The organism is Flavobacterium sp. N1736 (genome assembly GCF_025947065.1).
Lineage (GTDB): Bacteria > Bacteroidota > Bacteroidia > Flavobacteriales > Flavobacteriaceae > Flavobacterium.
In genome coordinates, this window is the sequence record NZ_CP109994.1 from 5,002,140 (window position 1) to 5,023,067 (window position 20,928).

Consider the following 20,928-nt stretch of genomic DNA (forward strand, 5'->3'; position numbering starts at 1 on the left):
TAAGGCTGCTTTTTTAGAGCAGCCTTAGATTATCTTTTATATAAATTATTGGTTGATTGACCAAACCGAATATCCTTTAGGCGGACATTGTATTTTTACCCATTTATCTGCTTGTGTTGTTGGATACCAGGTTGAAGCTCCGGTGAAATCTTTAATTTGAGTGTTTGCCCAATTTGTTTCAACCCATCTTTCCTGCCATGATGTTGAGTTATTGATATATACAACTAACCCGGGATTTCCATTATATCCATTTCTTCTGGCAACATATTCATCATTATCAGAATATAAAATAGAAGTTGTTCCCGTCGCTTTATTATTATGAATCCAAATTAGATTGTTTAGTTTGCTTTTATCCAGCCATTCTTCGTAGTCCCTGTAGAAAATGGTTGGATATCCTTCGTGCGTTAAAATATAAGAATACGCCAATAATTTATTCGAAATTTCATCTGTATCGTGATTGGCAACAAATGTAACCGCTTTGTATGGATTTCTTTTCCACATCATATCATCGTTTAATAATGCCAGATTATTTCCGTCAAAAGCATCATTCATTTTATAATAGCAAGCAAAATCAAACACAGAACTATTTGCATTATTAGCCCACCATTCAAGCGTGTTTACGTTTGCATCCCAATATTCTCCAACAGAAAATCCTCCTACATTAGCATTCCATGAATTTACAACCCACGGGCCAAAACCTTTAACGTAATCAAATCTCCAGCCATCAAATTTCATCGTGTTTTTATAATATTTACCAACTCCGTCAGTTCTAAGCCACAGCCAATTTTGAACATTTGGAGCAGCGTGGCATAAATCAGGAAAACCACCAAAAGCCCCTTCGTCATTATTACCATAACTGTTTTTGTAAAAGTCATTATACGTACGCGGGAATTTTCCTGAAGCAATCCCTGTAAAATTAGTCCAGGTGCTTGTTCCTGTAAACGGATTAGCTTCAGATTGACCGCCACTATTATGATTGATTACAATATCCGCATATACTTTCAGGTTTTCGGCATGTGCATTTGTAATTAAACTTACCAATTCAGTTTTAGATCCAAATCTGGTTTCTGTCGAACCATTTTGGTTGTAATCACCAAAATCAAAATAATCTGTTGGGTCATATCCCATAGAGAAAGCTCCATTTTGTGCTTTAGAAGCAGGTGGTAACCAGATAGATCCAATTCCGGCATTACCCCAGGCGGCTACTTTACTACTAACAGTATTCCACCAGGTTCCGCCGGCAGGAACATCCCAATAAAAAGCCTGCATCATAACTCCGCCGCCCGGATTATCGACATATTTTGCGGTTAATGATTTTGATTCTCCCGTACTAAAGGGTTTTCCATCATGGTGAGTTACATTGATGATTTTAAATTGCTGGCTTTCAGCTCTTGTGTCGTTTCCAGTCGCTTCATTTTCAGAACACGAAGAAAAAAAGACCGAAATAGCAGCAAGGCAATACAGTTTTGCAAAAGGTTTTTTCATAATAATGATTTGGTTAAGGTTAGATAATAAAGTTTGTAATTATATAATATATCAGTGATAAAATAAATTATTCTTAATTTTAAGACTATAAAATATTAATTACGCATCTAAAGTATGTAAATTTTGCTATGTTGTAAATTATAAGAAAATATTTATATTACGAAAACGTTGTAGTGTTGAAAACTTTTAATTTGAGATCAAGAAATGACAATAAATTATTAAGGAAATAATTTTCTCTTTAACTGATAAATACTTCATAATGAGAGTTTACATTTGAAAGTATTGTTTATTGATATTCAACTTCTTATTAATCGAATTATGAGGTCATCCCATAATTTTTTGTTAATAGTATTGCTGATAGTTGTATTATGTAATTGAATTGTTATTTTTGTTCGTTATAAGTTAGAAGAAACTAGAAGTTAATTATTTAATATTTTCAGAATGATTTTTGAAAGAGAAATAAATGAATAGTTAGTTTAAATAAAGTCTAAGGCATTCAAATTAAATTTAAAATAATGTTATTAAAAAAATTACAGCTAAAAACAATTGATTACAAACTAGGGTTAACAATATGTTTTTTACTTTTTTTCAACTCATTTATTTCGGCACAAGAAATTATTCCGGATGTAGTAGCACAAAAACCGGTTGAAGTTCCATCTTCTGGACAGAAGCAAAAAATTGACGGTATTATAGCAACTGTTGGAGATTATATTGTTTTAGATTCTGATATTGATAAAGGATATTTAGAAATTACCAGTCAGGGAGGTTCAATAAAAGATATTACAAGATGCCAAATGCTTGGTAAACTTTTAGAAGATAAATTATATGCACACCAGGCTATTCAGGATAGTATTATTGTAAGCGATGCTGAAGTAAGAAGCATGATGGAAGAGCGTTTAAACTATATGCTGCAACAAGTTGGAGATATAAATAAAGTGGTAGCTTATTATAAGAAAAATTCTGTAGAAGAATTTAAAACTTATTTTGCAGACATATTAAAAGAGCAGAAGTTAGCTTCTGAAATGCAGAAAAAGATTATTGATGGTGTTGAAATTACGCCGGAAGAAGTTCGTAATTTCTTTAAAAAAATACCAAAAGATGAATTGCCAACTTTTGGAGCCGAAATGGAAGTGGCACAAATTGTAGTTGAGCCAAAAGTTTCTAAAGAAGACAAGCAAAAAGTAATAGACCGATTAAATGGCATTAGAAAAGATGTACTTGACGGATCTAGTTTTGCTACAAAAGCAGTTTTATATTCTCAGGATCCCGGATCATCTTCCGCCGGAGGTTACTATAAAATGACAAGAAAAACACCTTTTGTAAAAGAATTTAAAGATGTTGCTTTTAGTTTAGCTGAAGGTGAAATTTCTGAACCATTTGAAACTAATTTTGGATTCCATATTATTATGGTTGATAAAATAAAAGGACAAGAGGTAGAATTACGCCATATTTTAATTGCACCAACAGTTTCTGAAGATGCTTTGAAAGAAGCTAAAGAAAGAATTACAAACATTAGAAAAAAGATTGAAAGTAAAGAGATTACTTTTGCTGATGCTGCAAGAACAGAATCTGATGAGAAAGAAACAAGAGCAAATGGTGGAACTTTAGTGAATCCAAACACACAAGATACCCGTTTTGAGTTGACCAAAATGGATCCAACATTATACAGCCAGGTTTCAAATTTAAAAGATGCAGAGATTTCTCAACCACTTTTAAATACAGATGAAAAAGGTAAAAAAACGTATAAATTAATTACTGTTACGAACAGAATTGAAGAGCATACAGCTGATTATGCTAAAGATTATACTAAAATTAAAGAATTAGCTTTAAAAGAAAAACAAATCAATACTATTGCAAAATGGTTTGATACAAAAATAAAAGATACCTATATTAAAATTATCGGAGAGTACAGAGATTGTGCTTTTACAAACAATTGGCTGAAAAAATAATTTTTATTAAATAAATAAAAAGAGTTAGTTTTATGATTTCATAGCACTAGCTCTTTTTAATTTTAAATACATTCATAAATGTCTGACGTAACAGCAATTCATAATTTAGTTCAAAAACGCAACGAATTAAAAACCGAAATAGCAAAAATCATTGTAGGGCAAGACGCCGTTGTAGATCAAATTTTACTTTGTATATTTTCCGGAGGACACGCTCTTTTAATAGGAGTACCGGGTTTAGCAAAAACATTATTGATAAATACTTTGTCTCAGGCGTTAGGATTAGATTTTAAAAGAATACAGTTTACACCGGATTTAATGCCTTCTGATATTTTAGGAAGCGAGATTTTAGATGAAAACAGAAGATTTAAATTTATAAAAGGACCGGTTTTTTCTAATATTATCCTGGCAGATGAGATCAACAGAACGCCGCCTAAAACACAGGCAGCTTTGCTTGAGGCAATGCAGGAGCGCTCGGTTACAATTGCCGGCGAAAACCATAAGTTAGATTTACCTTATTTTGTATTGGCAACGCAAAATCCAATTGAACAAGAAGGAACTTATCCATTGCCGGAAGCTCAGTTAGACCGTTTTATGTTTGCCGTAAAATTAGAATATCCAAGTTTTGAAGAAGAAGTGCAAGTCGTAAAACGTACAACTTCTGATGCCAAAACAACAATTAATCCTTTGTTTACAGCGCAGGAAATTATCGATTTTCAGCACTTGATTCGAAGAATTCCTGTAGCAGATAATGTTATTGAATATGCCGTGTCTTTAGTAAGTAAAACACGTCCTGATAATGCTTTGTCAAATGATTTTGTAAAGAATTATTTAGATTGGGGAGCAGGACCAAGAGCCTCTCAGAACCTAATCCTGGCAGCAAAAGCACACGCCGCTTTTAACGGTAAATTTTCGCCGGATATTGAAGATGTAAAAGCAGTTGCAACCGGAATTTTGCGTCACAGAATTATCAAAAATTATAAAGCAGATGCTGAAGGAATAACAGAAGAAATTATCATTCAAAAATTATTATAAAAACATAGAAAATTCAAGAAAAGCCTAGCATTTAATTGTTAGGCTTTTTTTGTTTTAATCGACGTTGATGTTGTAAAATTATCTTTAATAAAAGCTTCATAAATTCTATGATGAACATTCTTGAAAAGTCGATTTTTATGGCAACTATAACGATGTAAATTCTAATTTAGAAAGGTTCTTGATTTAAAACGGCCTTAAAATAACGTTTGTTTATAACAACAAATTTCGACTTTGTTAAAGAAAAGATTTTAAAATGTTGAAAAATCATTTTTTTAATAAAAATTTGATTTTTTAGCAAAAACGAGCATTCAAAATCGTTTTTTAACAATAATAATTTTTGAAAAGGCGACTTCCATTATATTTTTTTTAATTCTCGGCTTTAATAACTAAATTTGCGAACAAAAAAATAAAAATACCTACAAAAGACTTTTAATATGAATATTTATCAGGATTACATTAAAGAGATTGCTGATCGTAAAGACCAGGGACTTCACCCAAAACCAATTGATGGTGCTGACTTATTAAGCGACATTATTGAACAAATTAAAGATGTAAATAACGAGTACAGAGAAGATTCTCTTAAATTCTTTGTTTATAATGTTGTGCCGGGAACTACCAGCGCTGCAGGTCTTAAAGCTAAATTTTTAAAAGAAATAATTCTTGGTGAATTTGAAGTAAAAGAAATCACGCCTGCTTTTGCTTTTGAATTATTATCTCACATGAAAGGCGGACCTTCTATCGAAGTGCTGTTGGATTTAGCTCTTGGTGATGATTTTGTTACTGCCAAAGAAGCTGCAAATGTTCTTAAAACACAAGTTTATCTTTATGAGGCAGACACAGACCGCCTAAAAGAAGCTTTTAAAAATGATAGTGTAATCGCAAGAGAGATTCTTGAAAGTTACGCAAAAGCAGAATTTTTTACTTCATTGCCAGAAGTAGTTGAAGAAATTAAAGTGGTTACTTATATCGCCGGTGAGGGTGATATTTCGACTGACTTGTTGTCTCCGGGTAATCAGGCTCACTCACGTTCTGACCGTGAACTTCACGGTAAATGCATGATCACTCCTCAGGCACAAGACGAAATCAAGATGCTGCAAGCACAATATCCTGATGCAAGTGTGATGTTAATTGCAGAAAAAGGTACGATGGGTGTAGGTTCATCCAGAATGTCAGGAGTAAATAACGTGGCTCTTTGGACAGGTAAACAAGCAAGTCCATATGTTCCATTTATTAATATTGCTCCAATTGTTGCAGGAACAAACGGTATTTCTCCAATTTTCCTAACAACGGTTGACGTTACGGGTGGTATTGGTTTAGATCTTAAAAACTGGGTAAAAAAGCTGGATGCAAATGGCGATATTATTCGTAATGAAAATAATGAACCAATTTTAGAAGAAGCATACTCTGTAGCTACCGGTACAGTGCTTACCATAAACACAAAAACTAAGAAACTTTATAACGGAGACAAAGAATTAATTGATATTTCTAAGGCATTCACGCCTCAGAAAATGGAATTTATAAAAGCCGGAGGATCATATGCAATTGTATTTGGTAAAAAACTTCAAACATTAGCAGCGAAAGTTCTGGATATTGAAGCTCCGCTTGTATTTGCTCCATCAAAAGAGATTTCTATTGAGGGTCAAGGTCTTACGGCAGTAGAAAAAATCTTCAACAGAAATGCTGTTGGAATAACTCCGGGTAAAGTATTACATGCAGGTTCAGATGTTCGTGTAGAAGTTAATATTGTAGGTTCACAAGATACAACTGGTCTTATGACGGCTCAGGAATTAGAGTCTATGGCAGCAACAGTAATTTCGCCAATCGTAGACGGAGCATATCAATCTGGTTGTCATACAGCTTCTGTATGGGATAAAAAAGCGCAGGCTAATATTCCAAAATTGATGAAATTTATGAACGATTTCGGTTTAATCACGGCTCGTGACCCGAAAGCTGTTTATCACTCCATGACAGATGTAATTCATAAAGTTCTTAACGATATTACAATAGACGAGTGGGCTATCATTATTGGTGGTGACTCTCATACAAGAATGTCAAAAGGGGTTGCTTTTGGTGCAGACTCAGGAACAGTTGCTCTTGCACTTGCTACCGGCGAGGCTTCAATGCCAATTCCGGAATCTGTAAAAGTGACATTTATTGGAGAAATGAAAGGTTATATGGACTTCCGTGATGTAGTGCATTCAACACAATCTCAAATGCTTAAAAAGTTTGGTGGTGAAAATGTATTCCAGGGAAGAATTATTGAAGTTCATCTTGGAACTCTGACTGCTGACCAGGCATTTACGTTTACAGATTGGACTGCAGAAATGAAAGCAAAAGCGTCTATCTGTATTTCTGAAGATGATACTTTGATCGACTCACTGGAGATTGCAAAAGGAAGAATCCAGATCATGATCAATAAAGGTATGGATAATCACAAACAAGTTCTTCAGGGATTGATTAACAAAGCAGATAAGAGAATTGCCGAAATTAAATCAGCTGAGAAACCAGCCTTAACTCCGGATGCAAATGCGAAGTATTATGCTGAAGTTGTTGTTGATCTTGATCAAATTGTAGAACCAATGATTGCTGATCCGGACGTTAATAATGTTGATGTTTCTAAACGATATACGCACGATACAATCAGACCATTATCTTTTTACGGAGGAGTTAAAAAAGTAGATCTTGGATTTATCGGTTCTTGCATGGTTCATAAAGGAGATATGAAAATCCTTGCTCAAATGCTTAAAAATATAGAAGATTTACATGGTAAAGTTGAGTTTAAAGCGCCGCTTGTGGTAGCGCCGCCAACTTATAACATTGTAGATGAGCTTAAAGCCGAAGGTGACTGGGAAGTTTTACAGAAATACTCAGGTTTCGAATTTGACGATAATGCTCCTAAAGGTGCAGCACGTACAGAATACGAAAACATGTTGTATTTAGAGCGTCCGGGATGTAACCTATGTATGGGTAATCAGGAAAAAGCTGCAAAAGGAGATACTGTAATGGCAACTTCTACACGTTTGTTCCAAGGAAGAGTCGTAGAGGATACTGAAGGTAAAAAAGGAGAGTCATTACTTTCTTCAACACCAGTAGTAGTATTGTCTACAATTCTTGGCAGAACTCCTACAATGGATGAATATACAGCCGCAGTAGAAGGTATTAGCTTAACTAAATTTGCACCATCAAGCAAACAATTAGTGATGTAATACACATGATTAGTTATAATCATTATATATAAAAAGCCCGAGTGATAAACTCGGGCTTTTTCTTTTCCAGCTCCTCAATTATTTGTAACTTGTCATGTTCAAAATAAAAAAAACAAAAACAATTATAACTTATGGCTTTTGATATTGAAATGATTAAAAAAGTGTATGAGAACATGCCCGATCGTGTTGACAAAGCACGCGAGATAGTTGGTCGTCCACTTACTTTAACGGAGAAAATTTTGTACAATCACCTTTGGGATGGAAATCCAACAAAGGCGTTTGGAAGAGGAGTAGATTATGTTGATTTTGCACCAGATCGTGTAGCATGTCAGGATGCAACTGCTCAAATGGCATTATTGCAATTTATGCACGCCGGAAAAGCTAAGGTGGCAGTACCTACAACAGTTCACTGCGATCACTTGATTCAGGCAAAAGTAGATGCCGCAACCGATTTGGCCAGAGCAAAAACACAAAGTAACGAAGTTTTCGATTTCTTATCGTCAGTTTCAAATAAATACGGAATTGGTTTCTGGAAACCGGGAGCCGGAATTATTCACCAGGTAGTACTTGAAAATTATGCTTTCCCTGGCGGAATGATGATTGGTACCGATTCTCACACTGTAAATGCAGGTGGTTTAGGAATGGTAGCTATTGGTGTTGGTGGAGCAGATGCTGTAGACGTTATGTCCGGTATGGCTTGGGAATTAAAATTCCCTAAATTAATTGGAGTAAAATTAACTGGTAAATTATCAGGATGGACTGCTCCTAAAGATGTAATCCTTAAAGTTGCCGGTATCCTTACTGTAAAAGGTGGTACAGGTGCAATTGTTGAATATTTTGGCGAAGGAGCAACTTCTATGTCTTGTACCGGTAAAGGTACTATTTGTAACATGGGTGCCGAAATTGGAGCTACAACTTCAACTTTTGGATATGATGATTCTATGAGTCGTTACTTACGTTCTACAAACAGAGCCGATGTTGCCGATGCTGCAGATAAAGTAGCTTCTTACTTAACCGGAGATCCGGAAGTTTATGCTAACCCGGAACAATATTTTGATCAGGTTATAGAAATTAACTTAACAGAATTAGAACCACACTTAAACGGTCCTTTTACACCGGATTTGGCTACTCCAATTTCTAAAATGAAAGAAGAAGCGATCAAAAATAACTGGCCATTACAAATTCAGGTTGGTTTAATTGGTTCATGTACAAACTCTTCTTACGAAGATATTTCACGTGCAGCTTCTTTAGCCAGACAAGTAAGTGCTAAAAACTTAAAAACTAAATCTCAATTTACCATTACCCCAGGTTCAGAAGTAGTACGTTATACAATTGAAAGAGACGGATTTATTGATACTTTCGAGAAAATTGGTGCTACTGTTTTTGCTAATGCCTGCGGACCATGTATTGGTATGTGGGACAGAGATGGTGCGGAAAAAGAAGAAAGAAATACAATCGTTCACTCTTTCAACCGTAACTTCTCAAAACGTGCAGATGGTAATCCAAACACTTTAGCCTTCGTAGGTTCGCCGGAATTGGTAACTGCAATGGCTATTGCCGGTGATTTAGGTTTTAACCCATTAACAGATACTTTAATCAATGAAGATGGAGAAGAAGTAATGCTTGAAGCTCCAACAGGAGACGAATTGCCTCCAAAAGGATTTGATGTTAAAGATCCGGGATTTCAGGTTCCGGCAGAAGACGGTTCAGGAGTTCAGGTTGTAGTTAGTCCAACATCTGAACGTTTGCAATTATTAGCTCCGTTTGATGCATGGGATGGAAAAAATATTACCGGTGCTAAATTATTAATCAAAGCATTCGGAAAATGTACAACCGATCACATTTCTATGGCTGGACCATGGTTGCGTTTCCGCGGACACTTAGATAATATTTCTAACAATATGTTGATTGGTGCTGTAAATGCATTCAACCAAAAAACAAACTCCGTTAAAAATCAATTAACCGGAGCTTACGATGCAGTTCCTGCTGTAGCTCGTGCATACAAAGCGGCCGGAGTCCCATCAATCGTTGTGGGAGATCACAATTATGGTGAAGGTTCATCTCGTGAGCATGCTGCAATGGAACCACGTTTTTTAGGCGTTAAAGCGGTATTAGTAAAATCTTTTGCACGTATACACGAAACAAACCTTAAAAAACAAGGTCTTTTAGGATTAACATTCGCTACTGAAACTGATTATGATAAAATTCAGGAAAATGATACCATTAATTTTACTGATTTAACCGAGTTCGCTCCGGGAAAACCATTAACATTAGAGTTCATTCATGCAGATGGTACAAAAGATATTATCTTGGCAAACCATACTTACAACGCAGGTCAAATTGGCTGGTTCGTTGCGGGTTCAGCATTAAACTTAATTGCTGCCGGAAAAGCATAATCTAAAAATTTTAATTATACCAAAAACGCTCTGTGAAAACAGAGCGTTTTTTATTTAGTATTTTATATTTTTTTATGAATTTATGGATTCACTTTAGAGTCATTGTTGATAGCTGAAAAAACTTTGATTCGATCTGGTTTAGTAGCTTCAAATTCGTCAATAGAAATGTTATACACACTAGTCGATGGTGTTTCAGAATAATCATTATACGTATATCCACCAATAATATATAACTTACCATTAGAATAATACATTGCAGAAGATTTTAAGCCCAACTCAATTGCGTATTCTTTTAATTCCTTAGATGTTATATTATAAGTAAGCATTTTTTTGTCTTCAAAACAATAAATAATATTATTGCAATATGTCACAGCAGGCTTTTCCAACCCAGAAAACAACTCGCCTTGAGTTTCGTATTTTTCTGTAGTCAAATCAAAAGTCTCTACTTGAGTCAAAGTTTTTCCGTTAAAACCACCAATCAGATAAACTTTATTGTCAATTAAAATCCCAGATGCTTGTTTTGCAGTTGGCATATCTGCAAGTTGATACCAATATCCCGAAGTTATATCATAAAGATGTACCTTGTTTGTAAATGCCGTTGGGCCTTTTTCATTTGCTTTTATAGAGCCGCCCATTACAACAATATTATCTTTATAAGTAAAAGAAGCAGCATTTGAAGCTTGGTGAGGATATGTTTTATCAATAGTTATCGTTTGTCTATTCGTGTCGAAAACTTCAATCTGATCTTGTAAATATTCAAATTTTCCATTAGCTGAAACTCTTTTTCCGCCTAAAATATAAATTGAATTGTTGTAATAATTAAGATTATGATAAGCCCTTTTTTTGAATTTTACTTCAGAGGCTTGCCAGGAATCCGTCTTAATATCGTAAATCAACATTTTGTCTTTGTAGACCTGACCATTAAATTGAAACTGAAGTTCTTTTAAATAATCTGCCATGGTAAAATCGGGCTTTTCTCTTTTAATTTTGTTAAAAGCATCCATTTTAAAACTCGCATCTCCGCCAATAACATAAATCTTATCATCCTTTAAAACAGAACCAAATGCGAAAATGCCATAAGGTAAAGATGCTGCTTTATTAAAGCTTAGTTTTGATTTCAGTTTTAATTTATGATTTGCAGAAATTGTTAGTCCGGATAAATTTTCTATTTCTTCATAAAGAAAAACCGTTGGCTTTTCTCGGATGTCACTCAAACTTATTTTTCTGGAAATATATCCAATATGAGAAAATTCTAATGTATCATTTTCTCTAAAATTTGATACATATTTTAATGAAAACTGCCCTTTTTCATTAGTTAAACCAATAGTATTTGTGTTCAAAGAACGTACATTAACATCTTCAACAGGTAAATTTGTTTTTTGAGAAATAACAACACCTTTTATGTTTTGAGCAGTCAGAAATAATGGAAATAAGACCAGAAATAAGAAGATTTTTTTCAAAATATGTTCATTTAAAATTACCGAATTATTTTTAAATACTATTTTTCGTATAAAACGCACGTTTTTAACTAATTAGCTCAATTTTCATGCCGAATTTGTTAATTTGAACCTAAAGAGATGTTAAAAAAGGCATTTTTTTTGCATAAAAATGTTAAATTCGCCTTATTAGTAAAAGAATCGTTCTTTTTTTGAGTTTTATAAATGAAGCACAAAATTTAAAAAAAATTCCCCCCAAGAAATGAATTTTAAGTTAGTCGTCATATTGTTGTTTTTAAGTTTAAATGTTTTTTCGCAGGAAAAATATATAAAGCATACTATATCTAAAGGTGAAAATATCACTGTAATTGCAAAAAAATACGGAGTAAAACCCAAAGCTATTTTAGATGCAAATCCTAATGCACCTAAAATTTTAAAACTAAACTCAGTTTTACTAATTCCAAATTCAAATCAAACTATTGTTGCAAATGAAGCTATTGTAAATAATAATACTCCAGGAACTCACGAAGTTTTAGCAAAAGAAACGCTGTGGGGAATCTCAAAAAAATACAATGTTTCAGTCGAAGATTTAAAAAAGTCAAATCCGCTTTTAGAGACAGAAGGTTTAAAAATCGGACAACAAATTATCATTCCATCTAATACAGTTGCGGTTTCAGAAAAACCATTCGACGATCTAAAAATTGTCACAGATGTTGAAGTAGTTGTAGAAGTTCAGCCAAAAGAAACGAAATACGCAATTGCAAAAAGATACGGAATAACCGTTGCAGATTTAGAAAAACAAAATCCGTTTATTAAAGGAAATTTACCGGTTGGTTACGTCCTGAAAATCCGAACGACAAAAGAAAAGGCTGACGCAGCGGCGGCACTTTCAACACCAAATCAGGAAGTAAAAGAAACATTACCATCCTCTCAAGGACAAATTGCAGAAACGCCAACAATTAAAACAGACTCAACCAATACCGTTATAAAAGTGGCTAATCATTCAGAATTAGTCGATCAGTTAGTTGTAAACGCAACAGAAAATATCGGAACAAGATATCGATCGGGCGGAACCACAAAAGCGGGTTTTGATTGTTCAGGTTTAATGATTTCAACCTTTAGCGCTTTTGATATTAAATTACCAAGAAGCTCAATCGAACAATCACGAATAGGAATGAAAATTACCGGTGATGAGGCTCAAAAAGGCGATTTGATTTTCTTTAAAACAAATGGCAGACATCAAATTAATCACGTTGGAATGGTTGTAGAAGTTGCTGATGGAGAAATTAAATTTGTACACTCCTCAATTCATGGCGGTGTAATGATTTCATCAACAAAAGAACCATATTACCAAAGAGCATTTTCGCAGGTAAACAGAGTTTTACAATAGTAACGAATTAATTAAAATGTATTTTCTCTTTTAAACACTCCACAGATAAAGGTTTATTTAAAAAAGCAGTAACATAATTATTCTCTTTAATTCTTTTAATTTCGTCCGGATCCAAAGTTGATGAAAGTACATAAATCTGAATTTCTTTTTTAAATTCGGCGTTAAATTTATCGTATTCCTCCAAAAAGCCAAATCCATTCATTATAGGCATTTGAATATCTAATAAAATAATTAGAGATCGGTTTAAATCCTGATGGTTGTGTAGCCATTCTAAACCTTCTTCACCATTATTCGTGATATTTACCTCACTATCAAGAGATTTCCTTATAAGCTGTGTGATAACAAGCTGATCAATCAGATTGTCTTCAATTAATAAAAAGACAGGTTTAAATTCCATGAGCGTTTGGTATTGTTACAATAAACTTACTTCCAATATTATTTTCTGAGGATACACAAATATTTCCTCGAATGTTTTCAACCGCTTCCTTCACTATATACAATCCCAGTCCGGAGCCTTTATTTTTGTTTGTTCCAAAATACATTTCAAAAATGTGGTCTTTAAATTCATCTTTAATACCAATTCCGTTATCAGATATTTCAATTTTATTGCAGCCTTCATCGATGTATGTTCTTATAGCTATAAACATTTGCTGCTTGCTATTGTCTGCATATTTAATAGCATTTGAAAGCAAATTAGAGATAATAATTTGCAGGCGTAAGCCATCACTTTCAATTTCATCAACAAGTAATTCTTTTGTTATTGCGATTTGGTTTGCATTTTCAAAATGCATTAACTGCGAGATCGCTTCATCAAATATTTCACGTAAACTAACAGGTTCCATGATAATTTGTTTTCTCTTATTCTTAGAATAATCAATAATGTCGCTTATAAACTGATCTTGTCTTGCCAGACTTGTGTACATTAAAGTCAAATATTCCCTAATCTGATTTACATTATCTTCTTGTTGCGTAATTTCTATAAGTCCTTTTAAGGAAGTTATTGGTGATCTCAAATCATGTGATGCGCTATAAACAAAACGATCAAGTTCATGATTAACATGTATTAAATTTTCATTTTTAATTTCTATTTCTTTTTTAGAAACAACTAAGCGTTTTACCATTATCGAATAATAAAGGCAAACACTGCAAACGATAATTAGAATAAAGAGAATATTAGTAAAAATAAGTAAGCCTTTTATTTTTCTTGTTCCTTCGCCTAATGTATTCGAAAAATTGCGTTCATTAATAGTAAGCTTATCGCTTATTGCACTAATTTGCTGAAGAAATTTTTGCTGATCTGTATCAGTCAGTAAATTGTACTTTATTTTGGCATTAATTTGTTGCCCCGTAACAAATAATTTAAAGATTAATTTATCGCCTTGTTCCCATTCATTAATCGCCTTGGCTAAAAAAGAAACCTGTTTAAAATTTACAAACAGCCAGATAAGGTCATCTAAATCTTCCTCGTGATTTCGACCAATCAATAATGCTTTTCGGGCAATTGCATTATCTCCGGCTTTCAATAAAGTTACTCTTGCTGTACCGTCTCCTTGCGGAACTTTAAGTTCTTCCAGATATAATTTCCATTGATTTATATCTTTAGTGTATAGATAAGTTATCAAATGGCGCGAAGCATCTTTTTGACCTTTTGAATAATGTGATTCACCATTTACATAAGCTCGCGTTGCTGATAAGGTTTTGATAGTGAAAAAGTTGATGCAAATTAATAATGCGCAACAAACAAAAACAATTAAGAGAAGAACAAAAACATTTGCGAAACGTAATTTCTTGAAAATTTCAAATTTAAACATAGTTTCTTGATTTGTAGGTTAGTAATTTATTCCAATCTTGTGGTCAACTTTTTTGATAGAAAACACCGTTCTTTAATAATCGTGGGGGTCTGATTATTATTAATTAAATTAAACAAATGTTAATAAAACGTTTAATTTTTAAGGTCAATCTACCGATTAACTCAAATTTAATAAAAAAATATTACGCTTTTACAAGCAGTTTGTTTTTTCTTGTTAAATTTTATGCTTAATAATAATTTAGATTTAACTATTTGATTTTTAAATATTTATATTATTTATGCTTGTTATTTTTTAGGTTTCAACTAAAAAAAATAGATTTTTTATAAAGAAATATAATCAGAATAGCGTAGAAATCAATACTTTTTTTGTTTAATCATTGTTGGCTTTTCAGACGATTTACTTAACTCATAATAAAAAATGGACAAGTCATTTTTTACATGAAGTATTGTGTGAGAAATAAAAACCAATACTAAAGTTTACTGACCATTGGAAAGATAGGTTCAAAAATAATTTCAAAGAATCTAAAATTTCAGAAAAAAGTATATCTTTAACCAACCCAAAAACATAAAATAATGCAAGAAAACGATCAGGAAAATTTTAAAAGAGAACTCGGATTACTAGACGGAACCATGCTTGTTGTAGGTTCTATGATTGGCTCCGGGATATTTATTGTAAGTGCCGATATCGCCAGACAAGTAGGATCTGCGGGATGGTTGACTTTAATTTGGCTTATTTCAGGATTAATTACCATTATTGCGGCAGTGAGTTACGGCGAACTAAGTGCCATGTTTCCAAAAGCGGGTGGACAATATGTATACCTGAAAGAAGCATACAATAAACTAATTGCCTTTTTGTATGGCTGGAGTTTTTTCGCAGTAATTCAAACCGGAACAATTGCTGCTGTTGGTGTGGCTTTTTCAAAATTTGCGGCTTATCTGTATGAGCCTTTAAGTGACGAAAATATATTGTTTGAGTTAGGTTTTTTTAAACTCAATGCAGCACAAATTGTTTCCATTTTTACGATTGTTTTATTGACCTATATTAATAGTCGCGGTGTTAAAAATGGAAAAATTTTACAAACCGTTCTTACTATTATTAAAATTTTATCATTAGTAGGTTTAATCGTTTTTGGATTAACGCTTGCAGCAAAAGCTTCAATTTGGGATGCCAATTGGGCAGATGCATGGACTACACGTTCTTATAATGCTGAAAGCGGTTCATGGTTACCAATTAGCGGAACAGCCTTGATTACTGGAATTTCTGCCGCAATGGTAGGATCTTTATTTTCAAGCGACGCCTGGAACGGGGTAACATTTATTGCCGGAGAAATTAAAAACCCAAAACGTAATGTTGGTTTCAGTTTGTTTCTTGGAACATTTATCGTAACCATTATCTATGTTCTAACCAATTTGATGTATTTGGCAGTAATTCCTTTAGACGAAATCGCAACTGCAAAATCAGATAGAGTAGCGGTAGTAGCTTCGCAATATATTTTTGGAAATATCGGAACACTAATCATTGCAATTATGATTATGATTTCGACTTTTGCCTGCAACAACGGTTTAATTATGGCGGGTGCGAGAGTATATTATACAATGGCAAACGACGGTTTATTCTTTAAAAAAGCGGCAGTTCTTAACAAAGCAAGCGTTCCTGCATGGGCTTTATGGGCACAATGTGTTTGGGCTTCGGCATTATGCTTAACCGGAAAATATGGAGATTTATTAGACTTTGTAATCATCATCGTTTTGATTTTTTATATACTGACAATCTACGGAATATTCATTTTGCGTAAAAAAATGCCAGATGTAGAAAGACCATATAAAGCGTTCGGATACCCGTTTTTACCAATGTTGTATATTGTAATTGCAACGGCAATTTGTATTTCACTGTTAATTACAAAATTTTCCACTTGTGGATGGGGAATTCTAATTATGTTAATCGGAATTCCGGTATATTATTTAACAAAACCGAAAGAGAGTTAGGGGAAAAAAGTTGCTAAGATTTTAAGCAGCTAAGATTCTAAGTTAAAACCTTTTCGAAATTATAAAAAAGAAGCGCCTTGTTAACTACAAGGCGTTTCTTTTTTATAATATCTGTCTAGTCCTGAAATAACGATACACAATTACAGTGCAAAAAAAATCAATAATTAACCTTCAAGCCAGGCAAATAAACGTGTATTTTTGCGGTTAAAAAATTAAACTATTTCAGGTTCAATAGAAGATTTTATAGTTGAATTAATAATAGACAAAGTAAGAGGATCTTCTTCTCCGGAGAAAAAAGCATCCAGAATTTCTTTAAATATTGGATTTGTATTTTCAGCCAAAGAAAAAAGCGTCATGGAAGAACGTAATTTTCGAGCATCTAAATCTCCAAAAATACCATCTGCAGATTTTCTTTTAAAAGTTAAAAGCAACTCCGAAATTTCTATAAGATGTTTTCCTAAAATAGGATGTTCTAAAAATTCAGTTGCTTCCTTTAAATCGGCAATCGCATAATAATTTGCATTATCACTCGTGCCTAATCCTTTTAACTGAGGAAAAATAAACCACATCCAGTGAGTTTCTTTTTTTCCTTTTTTAATTTCAGAAAAAGCAGTAAGATAAAGTTTATTTTGTGCATCTAAAAAACGCATTAAATCATTGTTTGAGTAAGCCATTTTGGTATTATATATATGAAAAAAAGGGTGCGAAAGTACTAAAAAAATTAAGGTCTGCCTAATAAAAGGTTCATACTGTGAGTGTTTTAACTTTTAGAGGAAAATTTTTGTACACTACTTCTAGTGTGAAAATGTTTTACATTATCTTCCTTTCTATAAATTCTCCTAAAAGTTAAATTGATTCTCGGCAATACATTTCGGGCTGTTTTAGGAACCTGATGCTGCCAGTAACTATTGGTTGTTCCTGCCATCAAAAGAAAAGATCCATGATGTAAAGGAATCTCAATCTGCGGTATATCTTTTCTAAATTTATGACGCAGTCTAAACATTCTCGTTTCTCCAAAAGTCACCGAAGCAATAATCGGATTCTGTCCCGTATTGTGTTCTTTATCACTATGCCACGCCACGCCATCTTTGCCATTACGATATAAATTAAGCAATAAAGCATTAAAATCAAGCTGCGTTTCTTTCTCTACGCGACTTCTAATAGTCAGTAATTCATAAGTCCAGTCTGGACCATTTTGATCTGCTCCAACATTATCTTTGTCTTCATACCAGGCAATCATTCTGGGAGCAGTAACCGTTTTATCAAAAATTTCCATTTCATATTCCCTCCATTTCGTTTGATGAAGTAATTTTTCATAAAAACGATCAGATTCTTCTTTAGTGAAGAAATTATCAATCAAAATCAGTTCAGTATCAGGCAGGTCATATATAATTTTACCGCGGTTTCCCGTAGTAAATAATTCAGTATCATTAAATAGTGTCATAAGTCAATGTTTAAGGTTATAGCTCTATTTTAAAATTTATTTTAAGAAATGCTTACTAAAAAAAACTTTCCTCGGATATTTCTCAGCATAACTATAGATTAAATGCGTTATATATTGATTGCTTTTATAAGGCGTAACATAATCTTTTATCTCTGACGGCTCAGTAATTACAACATCTGACGGAATATAGCCCATACCGTAAAAGTGCCCATTTTCGACCCAGACACAACTCCGCTCATCTGCCGATCTGCCTTTGTCAATAATCGCAAAACTTGGTCTGTTGTTTAAAAAAAAATCAATTGCATTTTCGACTTTCTCATTATGATCCAGAACTTCGGGTAAATCTGTTGTATCATTATTTGGCATATTTTCTTCTATCGAAATACAGTATTTACAAAACCTGTAATCAAGTTCAAATTGTTTCGCCAGACTTTGCAATAAATTTATGCCTTCATGTATACTATTGAAATGCTCAATGGAGGATTGAAATTTACTGAGTTTTCCAACGGCCAGATATTTATAACCACTGCGCGCTTCATATTGATAGAGCCCGTATTTTGATTCAAAACGTTTTAAAGCTCTGTTGTATGTAGGCCAAAGTTGTTTGATTTCAGTACATTCTAAAAGCAGAGCCATTAATTCGGTAGCACAAATTTCAAAGGAAATACTATAGATATCCCGTAAAAAATTTTGTCTTTGCGAATTCACATTATGACCGCTAAAATGAGAAGCTACACGTTTTTTTATATTGATTGCTTTTCCAACATAAATCACTTTTTTAACCTCATTATAAAAATAATAAACACCAGGTTTTTCAGGTAAATTATTAAAATCGTCAGGCGGCAGATTAGGAGGCAAACGCTGATCTTGCGACGTATTTTTGATCATTTTTGCGATATGTCCTTCATAATCCCACTCTAATAATCGGGAAAATAATATGGCTGTAGCATCAGCATCGCCGCCGGCACGATGTCTGTTTTCTAAAGATATATCTAATGAATTGCAAAGATTTCCTAAACTGTAAGATCCAAATCCGGGTCTTATCTTTCTTGCTGCCCGAACGGTGCACAATTTTCTCGCCGTCCACTTAAACCCCGCTTGTTCAAGTTGATGGCGTACGAATGAATAATCAAAATTGACATTGTGCGCAACGAAAACACGATCAGCAAGCATTTCCAGTACTTTCTCTGCAATATCATCAAATATAGGAGCGTTAGCTACCATTTCGTTATTAATGCCCGTTAAGCCAAAAATTGACAGCGGTATTTCCTTTTCAGGATTTACCAGCGTCTCATAGCGATCAATCACATTTGTGCCGTCATGAATAATAATGGCAATTTCTGTAATGCGGCTGCCACCCGCGTTACCACCGGTGGTTTCAATATCTACTATGGCATATTCCAGCTTTTTCATGTCTATTATATAACGTAAAATCGATTGTTTTCTGTTGATTTATATTTTTTATCTAAGAAGATTTAAACTTTAATCGTAATAACATCTTTGAGTAAAGTAGAAAACTTGGGAGATAAACTGTTTTGCCTCATTTTCCATTGCCGCCCCAAAGACTGCACGCCGAATTTAATTTTATTATTACCGTAACTTTGGTTCATTTTATCAATCACTCTCATTAAAGGCTGATGTTTTGGATTTGAAGTTTCGAATAAATTAAGCTGCGTTTCACTATTTGGCGTTAATCCCATTACAATTACACCCGCTTTTTTATAACGATAACCCTTTTTAAAAATAGCTTGAAATCCTTTTTGTGCGGCCTCATTAAGTTCTATTGTTGAATTGGTTGGAAAATCAGTAGTAATGGTAATACTTCTTGAATAATGTGATTGCTCGTTCTTTAAAAAACTAGTCTGGATAAAAACAGTTACCATATTACAATGACAATCCTGACGCCTTAATTTCTCAGCACAGGAAGCTGTAAACGTGCTGATTCGTTCTGATATTTCTTCATAAGTAGTATACCTTTTTTCGAAAGACCTCGTAGTAGCAATCATTTTACGATCTGCAGCATCTTCTAAATCCAAAGTTGGTTTGCCTTCTAATTCATGTTTTAACCGAAGTCCGACTACAGACATTTCTTTTCTTACCCAAGCATCCGGAAGCTCAGTAAAGTCATAAGCCGTGTTGATTTTTTTTAATTTAAGCCGTTTGGCGTGTTTTCTTCCAATTCCCCAGACATCTTCAATTTTAGTCCATTTTAATGCTTTAATTCTTTTTTCTTCAGAGTCAATACAATAAACACCCTGCGTACGATCTGCAAATTTTCGTGCAATTTTATTTGCCACTTTCGCCAAAGCTTTGGTAGGCGCAAAACCTATACTAACAGGAATGCCCGTTCCTTGTGTCACTTCTTTCCGCATTTTTAAACCCAGCGTATTGAGATCAAATAAATCGTAACCTGAAAATTTCAGGAAAGCTTCATCAATACTGTAAATTTCGATTTCGGGAGTATAAGTTTGAAGCAAATTCATTACCCGATTACTCATATCACCATATAACGGATAATTAGAAGAATAAACAAAAATGTTTTTTTCTTTAAAAATAGATTCATATTTAAAAGCAGGAATAGCCATTGGTATGCCCAATGCCTTAGCTTCATCAGAGCGCGAAATAACACAGCCATCATTGTTAGAAAGAATAACGATAGGTTTTCCTCTTAAACGTGGATCAAATACTCTTTGACAAGAAGCATAAAAATTGTTACAATCGACTAAAGCAAACATTTCTAAACGTATTTTTTATTTCTATTTTGTTACCCTGATTTATCAATCTGAGCGAAGTT

14 protein-coding genes are annotated in these 20,928 nt (G+C 33.6%); 6 read left to right on the forward strand and 8 right to left on the reverse strand.

Annotation, left to right across the window (positions count from 1 at the left end):
* Window positions 1–45: 45 nt before the first annotated feature.
* On the reverse strand, window positions 46–1,485 hold the full coding sequence (locus OLM54_RS21190; RefSeq protein WP_264536504.1) for an alpha-amylase: 1,440 nt from the start codon (window positions 1,483–1,485) through the stop codon (window positions 46–48).
* A gap of 515 nt (window positions 1,486–2,000) precedes the next feature.
* Between OLM54_RS21190 and OLM54_RS21195 the strand changes: the two genes are divergently transcribed.
* The 4 genes from OLM54_RS21195 (at window position 2,001) to OLM54_RS21210 (ending at window position 10,068) form a co-directional block, all read left to right on the forward strand.
* Complete coding sequence (locus tag OLM54_RS21195) at window positions 2,001–3,434, forward strand: peptidylprolyl isomerase (protein ID WP_264536505.1); 1,434 nt, start codon at window positions 2,001–2,003, stop codon at window positions 3,432–3,434.
* Window positions 3,435–3,512: 78 nt separating this feature from the next.
* Window positions 3,513–4,466 carry an AAA family ATPase gene (locus OLM54_RS21200; protein WP_264536506.1) on the forward strand — a complete coding sequence of 318 codons (954 nt, stop codon included), beginning with the start codon at window positions 3,513–3,515 and terminating at the stop codon, window positions 4,464–4,466.
* 434 nt (window positions 4,467–4,900) lie between these two features.
* Window positions 4,901–7,672, forward strand: coding sequence for a bifunctional aconitate hydratase 2/2-methylisocitrate dehydratase (locus tag OLM54_RS21205; protein ID WP_264536507.1), 2,772 nt, complete (start codon window positions 4,901–4,903; stop codon window positions 7,670–7,672).
* 131 nt (window positions 7,673–7,803) lie between these two features.
* Window positions 7,804–10,068 (forward strand): aconitate hydratase, encoded by a 2,265-nt coding sequence (locus OLM54_RS21210; RefSeq protein ID WP_264536508.1) that lies wholly within the window; start codon window positions 7,804–7,806, stop codon window positions 10,066–10,068.
* An 80-nt stretch (window positions 10,069–10,148) separates the two neighbouring features.
* On the opposite strand, the gene OLM54_RS21215 is transcribed toward OLM54_RS21210, so the two are convergent.
* Window positions 10,149–11,528: a carboxypeptidase-like regulatory domain-containing protein gene (locus OLM54_RS21215; protein ID WP_264536509.1), complete on the reverse strand. Its 1,380-nt coding sequence runs from the start codon at window positions 11,526–11,528 to the stop codon at window positions 10,149–10,151.
* Window positions 11,529–11,766: 238 nt separating this feature from the next.
* Between OLM54_RS21215 and OLM54_RS21220 the strand changes: the two genes are divergently transcribed.
* Entirely contained in the window at window positions 11,767–12,894 is a 1,128-nt protein-coding gene (locus OLM54_RS21220) for a peptidoglycan endopeptidase (RefSeq protein ID WP_264536510.1), read from the forward strand.
* A 7-nt stretch (window positions 12,895–12,901) separates the two neighbouring features.
* Here the strand turns inward: OLM54_RS21220 and OLM54_RS21225 are convergent, their stop codons facing one another.
* A complete protein-coding gene (locus OLM54_RS21225) occupies window positions 12,902–13,291 on the reverse strand; it encodes a response regulator (RefSeq protein ID WP_264536511.1) in 390 nt (129 codons plus the stop codon).
* A complete protein-coding gene (locus OLM54_RS21230; protein ID WP_264536512.1) occupies window positions 13,281–14,705 on the reverse strand; it encodes a sensor histidine kinase in 1,425 nt (474 codons plus the stop codon). Before OLM54_RS21230 ends, OLM54_RS21225 begins: the two co-directional genes overlap by 11 nt.
* A gap of 572 nt (window positions 14,706–15,277) precedes the next feature.
* Between OLM54_RS21230 and OLM54_RS21235 the strand changes: the two genes are divergently transcribed.
* A complete protein-coding gene (locus tag OLM54_RS21235) occupies window positions 15,278–16,690 on the forward strand; it encodes an APC family permease (RefSeq protein WP_264536513.1) in 1,413 nt (470 codons plus the stop codon).
* Between the two features lie 212 nt (window positions 16,691–16,902).
* On the opposite strand, the gene OLM54_RS21240 is transcribed toward OLM54_RS21235, so the two are convergent.
* The 4 genes from OLM54_RS21240 to OLM54_RS21255 form a co-directional block, all read right to left on the reverse strand.
* A complete protein-coding gene (locus tag OLM54_RS21240) occupies window positions 16,903–17,364 on the reverse strand; it encodes a DUF1810 domain-containing protein (protein WP_264536514.1) in 462 nt (153 codons plus the stop codon).
* Window positions 17,365–17,450: 86 nt separating this feature from the next.
* Window positions 17,451–18,134 (reverse strand): alpha-ketoglutarate-dependent dioxygenase AlkB family protein, encoded by a 684-nt coding sequence (locus OLM54_RS21245; RefSeq protein ID WP_264536515.1) that lies wholly within the window; start codon window positions 18,132–18,134, stop codon window positions 17,451–17,453.
* A gap of 36 nt (window positions 18,135–18,170) precedes the next feature.
* A complete protein-coding gene (locus OLM54_RS21250; protein ID WP_264536516.1) occupies window positions 18,171–19,547 on the reverse strand; it encodes an exonuclease domain-containing protein in 1,377 nt (458 codons plus the stop codon).
* Between the two features lie 62 nt (window positions 19,548–19,609).
* Entirely contained in the window at window positions 19,610–20,869 is a 1,260-nt protein-coding gene (locus tag OLM54_RS21255; RefSeq protein WP_264536517.1) for a Y-family DNA polymerase, read from the reverse strand.
* Window positions 20,870–20,928: the final 59 nt, after the last annotated feature.